The organism is Flavobacterium pisciphilum, assembly GCF_020905345.1.
Lineage (GTDB): Bacteria > Bacteroidota > Bacteroidia > Flavobacteriales > Flavobacteriaceae > Flavobacterium > Flavobacterium pisciphilum.
In genome coordinates, this window is the sequence record NZ_JAJJMO010000001.1 from 4,029,805 (window position 1) to 4,044,775 (window position 14,971).

Here is a 14,971-nt window from a genome sequence, read left to right on the forward strand (position 1 = left end):
AATATGGAAATTAAATATCTAAAATATTTTATAATACTTTCTTTATTTTTTGCTTTTGGATGTAGTAATACAAAGTATTTACCAAAAGGGGATTTGTTGTACACAGGTGCTTCAGTAAAAATAGAAGACTCTATCCTCAAAAAGAAAGAAAAAACAGCGCTAGAGGATGAGCTGAAAAGTTTGTTACGTCCTTTGCCAAATAAACAATTTTTAGGATTGCGTATTAAATTATGGATATACAATGTGGCAGGAGAACCTAAGAAAAAGAAAGGGACAAGATATTGGTTAAGAAATAAAGTTGGAGAAGCTCCAGTGCTGTACAGTAAAGTCGATTTAGATTATAACTCGGCAGTCTTAAGAAATTATGCCGAGAATAAAGGTTATTTTAAAGTGAGAGTTAGTGCTGATTCTACTGCAAAGGATAAAAGAGCAACAGCAGAATATACTGTTTTGCCTAAAAAACAGTATAAAATAAAAAGCGTTACATTTCCCGATGATTCTTCGGCTATAGCCAAAACCATTGCTAAAACTACTCGTAGATCATTACTAAAAGTAGGTAAACCCTATGATTTGGATGTTATAAAATCAGAAAGAGAACGCATCGATTCTCGATTGAAAGAAAAGGGATTTTATTATTTTAATCCGGATTATATCTTGGCTCAAGTCGATAGCACCAAGGGAGATTATGAGGTAAGTATAAAATTAAAAATAAAAGACGAAACGCCAGCCAAAGCTAAAATTCCCTATACAATTAATGATATAGTTGTGTATCCTAATTTTTCTATTTTAAAAGATAGTACCGCAGTAGCTTATAAAAAAGAGGATATTGTTAAATATAAAGATTTCACGATTATAGATTCTACAAATACATTTAGACCGAGAGTATTTGATAGAGCCTTGTATTTTAAGAAAGGAGATTTTTATAATCGATCAGATCACAATCTTTCCTTGAATCGCTTTGTGAATTTAGGGACATTTAATTTTGTTAAAAATGAATTTAAAGAATCCGATAGTGTGAAAAATGCATTGGATGCTTATTATTATCTAACCTTGTTACCAAAGAAGTTCGTTAGAGTTGAGGTTTTAGGAAAAACGAATTCAGCTAGTTATTCAGGTTCAGAAATCAATTTAAATTGGAACAACAGAAACTTACTAAGAGGTGCCGAATTGTTTACGGTATCAATATTTGGAGGAGCCGATTTTCAGATTTCAGGGCAGAATAAAGGAAATAATATATATAAAGTAGGGGGAGAAGCAAGCTTAACTTGGCCAAGATTAATTACACCATTTAACTTTCAAGGTTCTAGCGAGTTTGTTCCAAGAACAAAAGCAACTTTAGGATATGAATATCAAAACAGAATAAACCTTTATGCTTTAAATTCATTTAAAGGATCATTTGGTTATTTATGGAAAGAAAATGTTAGAAAAGAACATCAATTAGATATCATAGAGGTTAATTATGTGAGTCCAAACCACGTAACACCTTATTATAGTGCTGAGGCATTAAAAGACCCGTCATTATCCAAAGTATTGGAGAAACAATTAATTTTTGGACCAACGTATTCGTATACCTATACCAATACAATGCAAAAAAGAAAAAAGAATACATTCTATTTTAATGGCGAACTTGATTTAGCAGGTAATATAACAGGTTTGGCAACTAAAGCCAATGTCAAGAAAAATGATACTATAAAAGTATTCAATGTTCCTTTCAGTCAATATGTAAAATTTAAAACTGATTTCAGGCATTATTTTAAGCTAGGAAAAGAAAGCCAATTAGCAAGCCGACTTATTCTTGGAGTAGGCTTGCCATATGGTAATTCTTCTTCTCTGCCATCAATTAAGCAATTTGTTGTTGGAGGAACCAACAGTATTCGTGCTTTTAGAGCCCGATCAATTGGTCCGGGTAGTTTTGTAAGCACAGATACAACCAGTACATTTTATCCAGATCAATCTGGTGATTTAAAACTAGAATTTAATACAGAATATAGAGCCAAACTCTTTAGTATAGTAAGAGGAGCAATATTTCTGGATGCTGGAAATGTTTGGTTGCTTAATAATGACCCAAATAAACCTGGCGCAAAAATCAGTAAAGACTTTATGAAAGAAATTGCTGTTGGTGCGGGAGCAGGATTACGTTTTGATTTATCATTCTTAATACTAAGAACAGACATTGCATTTCCATTACGAATACCATATTTGCCCGAAGGAAAAAGATGGGTAATAGATGATATTAATTTTGGAAGTGGCTCTTGGAGAAAGGACAATCTGATACTTAATATTGCAATTGGATATCCTTTTTAGGATAATCCAATACAAAATTCGAGTGTTTAAAAATGTAGTTTTGTTGCCATACTCAGGTTAAAACAGCATCGTACTATTAACATCAATACCTTTCAGTAGTTGTACGTTTGTTTTTAATAAATTAGATAAAAGCAACTTTTTAGATTTATCCTTTTTGCCGCTTATATCTCGTATAATTCTGTAAATATATCTTTTGGTGATATATTTAATTTTTCTGTGAGTTTTCATAGTGAACGGATTTAGAATTTGTAATAATCTAAAGTTACAAAAAATAACGTTTAGAATCATCAAACTGTCTTGAGAAATTTTTTGCCTCCAACTATTCTGTAATCATTCAAAATAAACAAACATATCTATCGATGTTAAATTTATTTAACGGTGTTAAAAATTTATAATTCAATTAACAATTGAGAATTAACAAACTAGATATTAATGGTTAATTTTGCAAAAAGATTAATCAAAATGAATAACAATATACCTATTTCTTTATTAGAATTAGCATTCATTACAGAGGGTAGTGATGCTAAAGAAACTTTTCAAAAAACAAAAGAACTTGCTCAACTAGCTGATAATTTAGGTTATAACCGATTTTGGTTAGCCGAACATCATAATATGGCACATGTGGCTAGTACAGCAACAGTCGTTTTAATAAGTTACATAGCAAGTCAGACACAAAATATCCGCGTAGGCTCAGGAGGAATAATGCTTCCTAATCATTCACCGCTAATTATTGCAGAACAATTTGGAACATTGGAAACACTTTATCCAAATCGAATAGATTTAGGTTTAGGGAGAGCGCCAGGAACAGACTCTTTAACAGCACAAGCTATTCGAGAAGATTTTTATGAACAGTCGCAGCGATTCCCAAAAAATGTGCAAGCAATTCATGATTATTTTTCTCCAGATAATGCTTCGGCAAAAGTGCGAGCTTTCCCTGCCGAAGGAACTAATGTCCCAGTTTGGATATTAGGGTCTAGTATGGACAGTGCTTCACTAGCTGCTGCAAAAGGATTACCATATGCTTTTGCAGGACATTTTGCACCAAGAATGATGCTACAGGCATTTGAGTTTTATAGAAAGAATTTTATTCCTTCAAAATATTTGAGTAGCCCAAAAACAATGGCTTGTGTAAATGCTATTGGAGCAGATACAGATGAAGAAGCCGAAGTTTTATCAACTACTTTATACCAAATGTTTTTGGGATTAATACGCAATAATAGAAAACCAATGCAACCGCCACTCGCATCATTGGAAGGATTAATGAGCGAAGAAGAAAGATTTCATGTAGATCAAATGACAGCATGTACCTTTACTGGAAGTAAAGAGAAGTTAGAAAAAGACTTAAAGCAATTTATAAACCATTCAGGTATAGATGAATTGATGATTACAAGTCCAATTTTTGATCATCAGGATAAAATGAAAAGTTTAAAAATCCTTAAAGAAGTTATTGATAACATAAATAAGGGGTAGTGATGTTTTCTAAAAAAATCACTAAATTGGCTACATAATAGTCATTATTAAAACATAATTATGTCGAGAAGAATCTTAGTTGGAATTGCAATTATAATCGGGATCGTCCTTGCATTCAAGTATTGTGAATTTAAGAAAGATGATACATCGAGCTTAGATTATAATACCAATTTGATACAGCAACAAATTGTAAATGTTGGGAAACTGATAGTTACGGAAGGACATTTTTCAGAAGTGGTAACTTATAAAAACTCAAATAAGTATTTACTAGATATGATTTCTTTTGAAAAGAAGGCATTAATTATAGTGAATGCAAATGTTACAGTTGCCTACGATTTACATAAAATGAAGTATGAAATCGATGAGAAAAACAAGGTTATAAAGATTGTATCAATTCCAAAAGAAGAAATTACAATCAATCCAGATATTCAATATTATAATGTTGAACAAAGTCAGTTAAATGCATTTACAGGAGATGATTATAATAAAATAAACAAATCGGTAAAAGCGAACTTAGCTAAGAAAATAGAAAAATCTTCGCTTAAAACAAATGCTCAAAATCGATTGATAAGCGAATTATCTAAGATTTTAATCCTAACAAATTCAATGGGTTGGAAGTTACAATATGATGGTAAAGTTATTCAAAGCGAAGCTGACTTAAGCAAGGATTTAAAATTATAATTGGCATGCTGTAAAGTATAGATAGCATGTGATATTTAATCCCACTCTGTTAAAACTATATTGTATAACAGAGTGGGGTTTTATTTTTTAGCACTTTTCTTTATCAAAAATCAAATCTAGGCCACCAGAAATTAAATGGGCAACTTCAGGTCTTCTTGTTTTTAAGGTTTCAAGATGTGCCAAGACTTCTTGTAATAATTGAGGTTGATTGCTGTTCTTTAAAAGCTCTGCAATTTCTACAGATAGCAACCAATCATTAGAATGATTTGTTTTTATTTTTTCAAATATAGAAGTCAACAATGTTTCATGAGAATTAGTTTCTCTGATGGTTCTAACCTGTTGGTATAATTCTTCTAGTTCATCACGTTCCTTAGAATGTTTGGCTTTGATTGTTTTTGTTTTTGGAACTGAATTATTCAGGTCAAAACTATTTACATCGGCTGGTCCAGAAAATGCAGAAACAACTTTCTTACCAATTGCCATATCATAATTACCCCATTCAGGTTTAAACAAAATAGTGTCTCCGTGAGTAACAGTACAATTTTTAAAACTGATTAAAATAATCTCACCATGTAAGTTTCTAGAGCCAGTAATAATCTCACCTTGTACAATAACTCCTCCTTCAAATTCGAGTTTTATAGTCTCGTTTTCGACTATTTTGTAGGCATTTAAATCCATCGGACTCATGTCTTCGATTGCCAGATTAAAGCCTTTTAGTTTACCAATAGGGCTACCAAAGCCTTCTGGATGCGTTAATGTTCCGTGTCCAACTAATTCTTTTTCACGGTACGATAAAGCAGCCTTTCCTGTTGTTTGTATGTAAACTGGTTTGCCTTCTGCTTCAATAACATTGGTAAATACACTAGAAATTTGTAGACCAGTACTTAATTCGATAGTCCCTAAAGCATTGGAGTTTATTAATTTTTGAATACCTGAAATGCCTCCAGTACGTAATGCCATTTTATTAGCAAATTCTTCAAGAATAAGGCTTAAATAAGCAAAAGTAGGTGTAACATATAGTTGAGGTTGCAATTTTGTAATATCAAAACTTTGGTTGGCAGCAGAAATGTCATAAGGAATCTTAGTAACATTATTGGTCATACACCAAGCACTCTCTCCAATTGATGATAATAAACCAGCACCATAAATTTTAGGGTCATCAATAGTTCCAATTAAACCATATTCAACAGTCCACCAATGTAAGTTTCTGATCTGTGCCATTTCTGACAGCTCTCCCATATTATTTTGTAAATCTTCAACTGCTTTTTCAGCTTGATCTATATCAGCTTGAGGAGTTCCTTCAGCTTCTTTTAAAATTGAAAGCAATCGAATAGCTTCATACATTTGGTAATCTTTATGTGAAGAAATGGCTTTACAGCCAATTTCACCAAAGCGACGCAGGTATTCAGCATATTCAGGATTAGCAATAATAGGAGCGTGACCAGCACCTTCATGAATAATATCTGGTGCAGGTGTGTATTCAATATGTTCTAACTGACGAATATCTGAAGCAATTACCAAGACATTATAGGCTTGGAATTCCATAAAAGCATTTGGAGGAATAAAACCATCTACTGCTACAGCAGCCCAACCAATTTCGGTTAAGATTCGGTTCATTCCATACATGCTCGGTATGTTATTGATTTCGATTCCAGTTTTTTTCAATCCGTCTAGATACGAATGGTGAGCCACTTTAGATAAGTAGTCGACATTTTTGCGCATTACATATCTCCAAACCGCTTGATTAATTGGAGTGTAGTCACTATAATCTTGAGGTTTAATAAATTGCTTTAAATGATTAGGCAATCTATCTAATAATGGATTTGTTTCAATAGTTGGGTTCATTTCGAAATCGTTGTAGTTCTTCTGCGAAATTACGAATTTATAGAACTATTTTTAGTTTTTTATTTAGTTGTTTTTCCTAAATCTCTAAAATATTCAATTTTATGCAGGAACATGGATGCCATATTTACACCTCGCATCTTAGCTTCTTCAGCAAGAATTCCTATAAAAAGACTGTCCACTGTTTTTGTGAAAATTTCAATCCATCTATTAAAATGTGATTGATCTACAGGTAAATGTTTGTGCGGTGGAAATGGACTTCCTGAATAGGCACGTTGTTCCAGTAAAATAGTTTGCCAAAATTTATACATTGTTTCTAAATGTTCAGGCCATCTTCCTTGAATCCTTTCATTAAAAATCGGACCGATGAGGTCATCTTTCTGAACTTTGGCATAAAAAGTATTGACTAATAATTTTATGTCTTCGATTGTTGTTATATCTAAAATTACCATGCTTTTATGTAAAAAAATTATATGTAAAAATACAACTAAATGTAGGGTTTTGTCTCCTTGAATTAGTTAAATGAATCTAAAAATTTGTATGAATAAAATTATAATTATCCTTTAGAGAGAATTGGTTATTTTTATCCAATAAGTTGTGTGTATAATTCTTGATTTTCATTGAGATATTGAAATTCAAATCCTTTGGTAACCATATTGTTTTTAATATTTAGAATATCCTTTTTGTTTTTTAGTTCTAATCCAACTACTACAGAACCAACTTCTCTGCTGTTTTTCTTTGCAAATTGAAAATAAGTAATGTCGTCGTTAGGTCCTAATATGTCATTTACAAATTCTTTAAGCGCACCTGGACGCTGAGGAAACTGGATCATGAAATAATGCATTAATCCTTCATAAAGTAGGGAGCGCTCTTTTATTTCGGCAGTTCGCTCAATATCGTTATTACTTCCACTTACTACACAAACTACGGTTTTGCCTTTTATTTTCTCTTTGTAAAAATCTAATGCAGCTATAGTCAGTGCTCCTGCAGGTTCTACCACCATAGCTTCTTCATTGTACAGTCGCAAAATAGTAGTGCAGACTTTACCTTCAGGAACAAGAATAATATCATCTAAGTTTTTGCGACAGATATCAAAAGTGATATTACCAACTTGTTTTACGGCAGCGCCATCTACAAATTTATCAATGGTTTTTAAAGGCGTGTTCTTACCATCAATAATAGATGTTTTCATCGATGGAGCTCCTTTTGGTTCTACACCTATAATTTTGGTCTCTGGGCTTAGGTGTTTAAAAACTTCCGAAAGTCCAGATGCTAGTCCGCCGCCACCAATAGGAACAAATACATAATCTATAGGTTCTTTATATGATTCCAGAATCTCCAATCCTACCGTGCCTTGTCCTGCAATGACTTTTAAATCATCAAAAGGATGAATAAATATTCTATTGCTTTTTATCGCATCTTCAGTTGCTGATGCATAAGCATCGTCAAAAGTATCTCCTGTAAGGACAATTTCTACAAATGATTTTCCGAATAACTGTACCTGTTTTACTTTTTGTTTTGGGGTCGTTTTTGGCATGTAAATTTTGCCTTTAATTTGTAGTAAGTTACAAGAGTAAGCTACACCTTGAGCGTGATTACCCGCACTTGCACATACTATGCCCTTTGTTTTTTCTGTAGCATTTAAAGAAGATATTTTGTTGTAAGCTCCTCTGATTTTATAAGAGCGTACAATTTGTAAATCTTCTCTTTTTAATAAAATAGTAGCCTTAAACTCGTCTGAAAGATTAAGGTTTTGTGTCAGTGGAGTAGCAGCAACTACTTTGGTTAGTTGTTCTTTGGCTGTAATTACTTCGTTAAATAGCGTCATGATATTCTGGTTGTTTTTTAAAATAAAAAACCTCCCGATTGGGAGGTTTTGATAAATTGTATTTTGTTTACTTATTTATATAACACCTCGCCACTATTGTAGAATTACAATAATGTTAATAGCGATAATAATGTTATTTAAGTTTGTCATTGTTTATTATTTGAAAAAACAAATGTATTAATTATTTAATAAGAACAATAAAAAAGATTATTTTTTTGCAATTGTAGGAGGATATTGTGCTAATATTTTGCTCACAAAGTCAGCAACTATTTTGTCTTTTTTATCAGCTCCTTGGTTGGTTAAATAACCAACTCCTTCACCTTGCCAAATCATTTCTTTTTTCTTAGCATCGATAAAATCGATGTATAAAGTTCCTTGGGTAGATGTTGATACTGAAGTTTGGTTTCCCATCATTAAGTAAGGATTCCAACCATAACCCCATCCATAACCCCATCCAGCGCTAAACTGGTTCACGTTTACTTCTTCTCTAGCTTTTGTGAAAATGTTTATTAATAAATCTGGATTATCACTTTTAGTAAAACCTTTTGCAGCCATTTGTTCATCGATAGCGCGTAAAATTCTTCTTTTATCTAAATCTGAAATTTCTACTTTATCGATACCTGCTTTAAAATAAGCATATGTTTTATAATTAGTAAAATCAACTGATTTATCATAATCTGAATGTACGCTAATAGAGCTACAAGAAGTTAAGATAAGAAGTAATAGAATCGGTAAAATAAATAATTTTTTCATGTTTAGATAGTTTAAGGTTATACATATTTTGATTTAAAATAATGTTTCGTCAACTATATTAGGGATGGTTACTTTCAATAAAGGTTGCGTGTCCATGGCTCTTTTTATTGCAAAAATAGCTTCATCATTACGTGCCCAACTTCTTCTTGAAATCCCGTTGTTGACGTCCCAAAAAAGCATTGACGCTAAGCGTCTTGACGCTTCTTTAGATCCATCAAGAATCATACCAAAACCACCGTTTATAACCTCGCCCCAGCCTACACCGCCGCCATTATGAATCGAAACCCACGTAGCGCCTCTAAAACTGTCACCAATAACATTTTGTATTGCCATATCAGCTGTGTATCTTGAACCATCATAAATGTTAGATGTTTCTCTATATGGAGAATCTGTTCCAGAAACATCATGATGATCACGTCCTAAAACCACAGCTCCAATTTCGCCTTTTGCAATAGCTTGGTTAAAAGCTTCAGCAATTTTTATACGACCTTCTGCATCAGCGTATAAAATACGTGCTTGTGATCCTACAACCAATTTGTTTTCTTGAGCCCCTTTTATCCATTTGATGTTATCCTGCATTTGTTGCTGAATTTCATCTGGTGCTGTTTTTGCCATTTCTTCTAAAACTTGTGAAGCGATGTTATCTGTTTTTTGTAAATCCTCAGGTTTTCCAGAGGTACAAACCCATCTAAAAGGACCAAATCCATAGTCGAAACACATAGGTCCCATAATGTCTTGAACATAACTAGGGTATTTAAAATCGATATTGTTTTCGGCCATTACCTGTGCTCCAGCACGAGAAGCTTCTAGTAGGAAAGCGTTTCCGTAATCAAAGAAATAAGTTCCTTTGGCGGTGTGTTTGTTTATTGCATCTGCATGTCGGCGTAGTGTTTCCTGTACTTTCTCTTTAAATAAATCAGGATTATTTGCCATCATTTCATTGGCAGCCTCAAAGGTAATGCCAACTGGATAATAGCCACCAGCCCAAGGGTTGTGTAATGAAGTTTGATCTGATCCTAAATCAATTTTGATGTTTTCTTGGTCAAATTTTTCCCAAACATCAACCACGTTTCCTAAATATGCGATAGATACTACTTCTTTATTGGCTTTGGCCAAAGCAACTCTTTTTACCAATTCGTCAAGATCTTCTACAATCTCATTGATCCAACCTTGTTCATGGCGAATTTTAGTGATTTTTGGGTTTACTTCGGCACAAACAGTGATACAACCAGCAATGTTTCCTGCTTTGGGTTGTGCACCACTCATTCCACCCAATCCAGAAGTTACAAATAAGTTTCCTTCAGGATTTAGTTTTATTTTTCTAAAACCATTTAATACTGTAATTGTTGTTCCATGCACAATTCCTTGTGGTCCTATGTACATATAACTTCCAGCAGTCATTTGTCCATATTGAGAAACTCCAAGCGCATTCATTTTTTCCCAATCATCCGGTTTTGAATAATTTGGAATGACCATTCCGTTAGTTACAACTACGCGTGGTGCCTCTGCATGCGAAGGGAAAAGTCCCATTGGGTGACCAGAATACATGGTAAGCGTTTGCTCATTTGTCATTTCCGACAAATATTGCATAGTAAGTAGGTACTGTGCCCAGTTTTGAAAAACAGCACCATTACCACCATAAGTAATTAATTCATGTGGATGTTGAGCAACTGCATAATCCAAGTTATTCTGAATCATTAGCATGATTGCTTTTGCTTGCTCTGATTTTCCAGGATATTCACTAATTGGTCTAGCATACATTCTGTAGTCTGGACGAAAACGGTACATATAAATACGTCCGTATTGTTCTAGCTCTTCTGAAAATTCAGTGATTAATTCCGCATGATGTTGCGGTTCAAAATAACGTAATGCGTTTTTTAATGCTAATTTTTTTTCTTCAGCAGAAAGAATTGCTTTTCGCTTTGGTGCGTGGTTTATAGCTAAATCGTATGCTTTTTTGGGAGGTAATATAGATGGGATTCCTTGTTGAATTTGTTCTTGGAAAGTCATTGTTTTTTAATTTTTTATATTGTTGGACTTTTAGATTATAGGTTTTCTAGATGTTTCGAATATCCGAAGCATCTACAAAAAGCGCATAATCATTTTCAATTAACACATTTTCTACTTAATAGCTAGGGATACCGAATATCCGACCTGTGATAGGATTTGTGGATGGTAATCCTAAATTTTCGCAAGAGAATATCCATAGTGGTTGTTTTATTTAAAGATTAAAAAGTGCCTTTCGGCAAAATTAAAATGTTAAAATATTTCCTACATTTTATCGTTTTAAGGATTCGGAAATTTAAAGATTTAAAAACTTGTTTCAAAATAATTTCCAAATTAGTTTATTTTCTAATTTGCCCCGTTTTTTTATCATATCCATACGGACAATGGCGACAGCCGCTTTTGCAACAATAGCCTCTTTTTAAATGATGTTTTTCGGTAAAACATTTATATCCTTCAGGGGTATAATAAAAATCTTCGCCTTCGATTAATTTATTTTCCTTATTTTGTTCATTCATAATCCTGAATTTGGCAAAACGCTATTTTTATCTTTAATTTTAAGTAAATTCGGTTGATTATGTTTTTCTTTGTGTAGAAGTAATTTACTAGTACAAATTTATAAATTTTACAGCAAATGTTTTTGATTATTGCTAAATATTTAATTCCGAAAGGATATCGTGGCATGGCTGTGTTTCCATTTGTATTGGTGAAATATGCTTCAGATAAAAAAAATAAGGTTTTTGTTAATCATGAAAAAATACATTTACGTCAGCAGTTAGAATTATTGGTAATACCTTTTTTTCTTTGGTATTTAATTGAATATGTGGTACGTTTAGTTCAATATAAAAATGCTGATTTGGCCTATCATAATATTAGCTTTGAAAGAGAAGCCTATCGCAATGAAACCAATATGGATTATTTAAGAAACAGACCTTTTTTTAAGTTTGTTCAATATTTAAATTACAAATAAAATAAAATTTTGAATCAAAATATACATACCGTATTCCCTAATAATATTACACTTACAATCAAAAGAGAAGATTTGATTCATCCTTTTATTTCTGGAAATAAGTATCGAAAATTAAAATACAATTTGCTTCAGGCGAAAGCCGAAAATCAAGAAACACTACTCACTTTTGGAGGGGCTTTTTCTAATCATATTGCTGCTGTGGCTTATGCAGGAAAGGAAAGTGGATTTAAAACCATTGGAATTATCCGTGGAGAGGAACTTATTGATAAGATAGATGGAAATCCAACTTTAAAGTTTGCTCAGGAAAACGGAATGCAATTTGAATTTGTTACTCGAGAAGATTACCGACTTAAAAGTGAAATTGAGTTTCAGGATCATCTAAAAAATAAATTTGGATCATTTTATCTGGTCCCCGAAGGAGGAACAAATGAGTTAGCTGTTCGAGGTTGTGAGGAGATTTTAACTCCCGAAGATGCCGAGTTTAATTATGTATGTTGTGCAGTAGGAACAGGTGGAACTATTTCGGGAATTAGCAATAGTGCGTTACCAAATCAAAAAGTTTTAGGGTTTCCAGCGTTAAAAGGGGATTTTTTAAAAGATGAAATTCGTATTTTTGCAAAGAATCAAAATTGGGAACTGATTACTGACTACCATTTTGATGGCTATGGCAAAGTGAATTCTGAGCTAATAGTCTTTATTAATCAGTTTTTTGATGAAAATCATATTCCTTTGGACCCAATTTATACAGGAAAGATGGTTTTTGGCGTTATAGATTTAATTAAAAAGAATTATTTCCCTGCCAATTCTAAAATTTTGTTGATTCATACAGGAGGATTACAAGGAATACAAGGAATGAATATGAAGCTGATGAATAAAAACTTACCAATAATTAAAAGCAATGTTTAAAAAGACACTCTTACTCTTATTAACGATAACTCTAATAGGTTGTAACGCAAGCAAACCTGCTATTGCAACAACCAAAAAGGCGGATATTAACCGAAAACAAAGAGTTGCGATTCAAACTAAGAAAAAACCAACTTATACTAAGCCTTCAACAAATACTAGAACGGAAGTTATCGAGTCAACTTCAAAAACGGTTGTTACTAATAACTTAATTAGTGATTACGTTTCTCAGTATAAGGATATCGCAATGGGGAATATGAAAAACTACGGGATCCCTGCAAGTATTATTTTGGCACAAGGAATTTTAGAATCTGGGGCGGGAAGAGGCGATTTAGCGCTTTCATCAAATAACCATTTTGGGATAAAATGCCATAAGGATTGGGTTGGCGAGAGTGTTCGTCATGATGATGATTCGTTACAGGAATGTTTTAGAAAATACAAAGATCCATCAGAATCATTTCGCGATCACGCTTTATTTCTAACTGGAAAAAAACGATACGCCGAATTATTTACTTATGAAAAAGGAGATTATAAAGCTTGGGCAAAAGGTTTAAGAGCTGCGGGATATGCCACGGATCCGAGATACCCTGAGAAATTAATTAGCTATATTGAGCGTTACGAATTACATCAATATGATAATCTAGCTATGGGTAAAGGGTATGTAGCAGTAGAAAAAACAACTACAGTTGTCGTTCCAAAGAGTCCTAATACAACAAATAATAATACAGATAATCTTGCTTCTTACGAAGTCCAGAAAGGAGATACATTGTATTCTATTTCAAAAAAATTCAACGTACTTGTTGATGACTTAAAGCAAAAAAATAATCTTGTCGATAATACCCTTTCTATCGGACAGCGGTTAATTGTAAAATAAAATTCCAAATAAAGATAAAAGTCAAAAGATAAAATTAAAATGATATATCAAAGAAGCAGTCAGCTTTTTGCTGAAGCAGAAAAAGTAATTCCGGGTGGTGTAAATTCACCTGTAAGAGCATTTAAAGCAGTAGGAGGAACTCCAATTTTTGTAAAAAGCGCCAAAGGAGCTTATTTATTTGACGAAGATGGAAACAAATTGATTGATTATATCAATTCATGGGGGCCAATGGTTTTAGGTCATGCTTATACTCCAGTTGTTGATGCTGTAATTGAGAAAGCTAAACTAGGGACATCTTTTGGAATGCCTACAGAATTGGAAACACAAATTGCTGCTTTGGCAGTTTCGATGGTTCCAAATATCGATAAAATTCGTTTTGTAAATTCAGGAACTGAGGCTTGCATGAGCGCAATACGTTTGGCAAGAGGATTTACTAAGAGAGATAAAATTATAAAATTTGCAGGTTGTTACCACGGTCATTCAGATTCATTTTTGATTCAGGCGGGTAGTGGAGCTGTTACTTTTGGAAGTCCAAATAGCCCTGGAGTTACAGAAGGAACTGCAAAAGATACTTTGCTAGCTAAATACAATGATTTAGAAAATGTAGCTACTTTAATTGCAGCTAATAAAGAAGAAATTGCAGCAATTATCATTGAGCCTGTAGCAGGTAATATGGGATGTATTCCACCAAATAAAGGATTTTTGGAAGGCTTACGTCAATTGTGTACAGAAAACGGAATATTATTAATTTTTGATGAGGTCATGACTGGTTTTAGACTAGCTCGTGGTGGAGTTCAAGAATTATTTAATATTAAAGCTGATATTGTAACTTTTGGAAAAGTAATTGGTGGTGGTTTGCCTGTAGGGGCATTTGCTGCTCGTGCAGAAATCATGAATTACCTAGCTCCAATAGGACCAGTTTATCAAGCGGGAACATTATCAGGTAATCCGTTGGCAATGGCAGCAGGATTAGCAATGTTACAAGCTTTGGATAATGATCGTGCTATTTTTACTCGTTTAGAGGAGAAAACGGCTTACCTAGAAGCAGGTATTTCTAAAGTTCTTAAAGCTAATAATGTAGTTTTTACAATCAATAGAGTTGGTTCTATGATTTCGGTACATTTTGATGCTGCTCCTGTAACTGATTTTAAAAGTGCTGCTAACGGTGATAACGAAACGTTTAAAAAGTTCTTCCACGGATTATTGCAAGAAGGAGTTTACATTGCCCCTTCAGCATACGAAACGTGGTTTATTACAGATGCATTAACATACGAAGATTTAGATTTTACAATTCAAGCAATTGATAAAGTTTCTAAAACTTTCTAGTTTTAAAATCTTAGAA

The 14,971-nt window shown here is 33.1% G+C and carries 13 protein-coding genes; 7 read left to right on the forward strand and 6 right to left on the reverse strand.

Annotation, left to right across the window (positions count from 1 at the left end; genetic code table 11):
• The first annotated feature begins 3 nt into the window (after positions 1-3).
• The 3 genes from tamL to LNQ49_RS17185 all read left to right on the forward strand — a co-directional run bounded on the left by tamL (position 4) and on the right by LNQ49_RS17185 (position 4,455).
• Positions 4-2,304, forward strand: a complete 2,301-nt coding sequence (gene tamL, locus LNQ49_RS17175) for a translocation and assembly module lipoprotein TamL (RefSeq protein ID WP_229990247.1) — start codon at positions 4-6, stop codon at positions 2,302-2,304.
• Between the two features lie 462 nt (positions 2,305-2,766).
• A complete protein-coding gene (locus tag LNQ49_RS17180) occupies positions 2,767-3,774 on the forward strand; it encodes an LLM class flavin-dependent oxidoreductase (RefSeq protein ID WP_229990248.1) in 1,008 nt (335 codons plus the stop codon).
• Positions 3,775-3,834: 60 nt separating this feature from the next.
• On the forward strand, positions 3,835-4,455 hold the full coding sequence (locus LNQ49_RS17185; protein WP_229990249.1) for a DUF4230 domain-containing protein: 621 nt from the start codon (positions 3,835-3,837) through the stop codon (positions 4,453-4,455).
• An 87-nt stretch (positions 4,456-4,542) separates the two neighbouring features.
• On the opposite strand, the gene LNQ49_RS17190 is transcribed toward LNQ49_RS17185, so the two are convergent.
• The 6 genes from LNQ49_RS17190 to LNQ49_RS17215 all read right to left on the reverse strand — a co-directional run bounded on the left by LNQ49_RS17190 (position 4,543) and on the right by LNQ49_RS17215 (position 11,400).
• The gene (locus LNQ49_RS17190) at positions 4,543-6,300 is read right to left on the reverse strand and encodes an aromatic amino acid hydroxylase (protein ID WP_229990250.1); all 1,758 of its coding nucleotides are present in this window, start codon (positions 6,298-6,300) and stop codon (positions 4,543-4,545) included.
• 59 nt (positions 6,301-6,359) lie between these two features.
• Entirely contained in the window at positions 6,360-6,749 is a 390-nt protein-coding gene (locus LNQ49_RS17195) for a group III truncated hemoglobin (protein WP_229990251.1), read from the reverse strand.
• A 131-nt stretch (positions 6,750-6,880) separates the two neighbouring features.
• A complete protein-coding gene (ilvA, locus tag LNQ49_RS17200; protein ID WP_229990252.1) occupies positions 6,881-8,125 on the reverse strand; it encodes a threonine ammonia-lyase IlvA in 1,245 nt (414 codons plus the stop codon).
• A gap of 207 nt (positions 8,126-8,332) precedes the next feature.
• Positions 8,333-8,878, reverse strand: a complete 546-nt coding sequence (locus tag LNQ49_RS17205) for a DUF4136 domain-containing protein (protein ID WP_229990253.1) — start codon at positions 8,876-8,878, stop codon at positions 8,333-8,335.
• Positions 8,879-8,911: 33 nt separating this feature from the next.
• Positions 8,912-10,888 carry a urocanate hydratase gene (hutU, locus tag LNQ49_RS17210; RefSeq protein ID WP_229990254.1) on the reverse strand — a complete coding sequence of 659 codons (1,977 nt, stop codon included), beginning with the start codon at positions 10,886-10,888 and terminating at the stop codon, positions 8,912-8,914.
• Positions 10,889-11,223: 335 nt separating this feature from the next.
• The gene (locus tag LNQ49_RS17215) at positions 11,224-11,400 is read right to left on the reverse strand and encodes a C1orf53 family protein (RefSeq protein ID WP_229990255.1); all 177 of its coding nucleotides are present in this window, start codon (positions 11,398-11,400) and stop codon (positions 11,224-11,226) included.
• Positions 11,401-11,516: 116 nt separating this feature from the next.
• On the opposite strand from LNQ49_RS17215, the gene LNQ49_RS17220 reads away from it, so the two are divergent.
• Genes LNQ49_RS17220 through hemL form a run of 4 tightly spaced genes read left to right on the forward strand, consistent with a single transcriptional unit; the run spans position 11,517 to position 14,955 of the window.
• Entirely contained in the window at positions 11,517-11,852 is a 336-nt protein-coding gene (locus LNQ49_RS17220; protein WP_229990256.1) for a hypothetical protein, read from the forward strand.
• Positions 11,853-11,861: 9 nt separating this feature from the next.
• Entirely contained in the window at positions 11,862-12,758 is an 897-nt protein-coding gene (locus tag LNQ49_RS17225; protein WP_229990257.1) for a 1-aminocyclopropane-1-carboxylate deaminase/D-cysteine desulfhydrase, read from the forward strand.
• Positions 12,751-13,629 carry a glucosaminidase domain-containing protein gene (locus tag LNQ49_RS17230; RefSeq protein ID WP_229990258.1) on the forward strand — a complete coding sequence of 293 codons (879 nt, stop codon included), beginning with the start codon at positions 12,751-12,753 and terminating at the stop codon, positions 13,627-13,629. The genes LNQ49_RS17225 and LNQ49_RS17230 overlap by 8 nt, the downstream gene beginning before the upstream one ends.
• A gap of 39 nt (positions 13,630-13,668) precedes the next feature.
• Positions 13,669-14,955, forward strand: coding sequence for a glutamate-1-semialdehyde 2,1-aminomutase (gene hemL / locus LNQ49_RS17235; RefSeq protein ID WP_229990259.1), 1,287 nt, complete (start codon positions 13,669-13,671; stop codon positions 14,953-14,955).
• The last annotated feature ends 16 nt before the right edge of the window (positions 14,956-14,971 follow it).

Excerpts from the sequence above, each read along its gene's own strand:
- tamL (WP_229990247.1), top strand. The coding sequence starts at position 4 with ATGGAAATTAAATATCTAAAATATTTTATAATACTTTCTTTATTTTTT.
- LNQ49_RS17180 (WP_229990248.1), top strand. The coding sequence starts at position 2,767 with ATGAATAACAATATACCTATTTCTTTATTAGAATTAGCATTCATTACA.
- LNQ49_RS17185 (WP_229990249.1), top strand. The coding sequence starts at position 3,835 with ATGTCGAGAAGAATCTTAGTTGGAATTGCAATTATAATCGGGATCGTC.
- LNQ49_RS17190 (WP_229990250.1), bottom strand. The coding sequence starts at position 6,300 with ATGAACCCAACTATTGAAACAAATCCATTATTAGATAGATTGCCTAAT.
- LNQ49_RS17195 (WP_229990251.1), bottom strand. The coding sequence starts at position 6,749 with ATGGTAATTTTAGATATAACAACAATCGAAGACATAAAATTATTAGTC.
- ilvA (WP_229990252.1), bottom strand. The coding sequence starts at position 8,125 with ATGACGCTATTTAACGAAGTAATTACAGCCAAAGAACAACTAACCAAA.
- LNQ49_RS17205 (WP_229990253.1), bottom strand. The coding sequence starts at position 8,878 with ATGAAAAAATTATTTATTTTACCGATTCTATTACTTCTTATCTTAACT.
- hutU (WP_229990254.1), bottom strand. The coding sequence starts at position 10,888 with ATGACTTTCCAAGAACAAATTCAACAAGGAATCCCATCTATATTACCT.
- LNQ49_RS17215 (WP_229990255.1), bottom strand. The coding sequence starts at position 11,400 with ATGAATGAACAAAATAAGGAAAATAAATTAATCGAAGGCGAAGATTTT.
- LNQ49_RS17220 (WP_229990256.1), top strand. The coding sequence starts at position 11,517 with ATGTTTTTGATTATTGCTAAATATTTAATTCCGAAAGGATATCGTGGC.
- LNQ49_RS17230 (WP_229990258.1), top strand. The coding sequence starts at position 12,751 with ATGTTTAAAAAGACACTCTTACTCTTATTAACGATAACTCTAATAGGT.
- hemL (WP_229990259.1), top strand. The coding sequence starts at position 13,669 with ATGATATATCAAAGAAGCAGTCAGCTTTTTGCTGAAGCAGAAAAAGTA.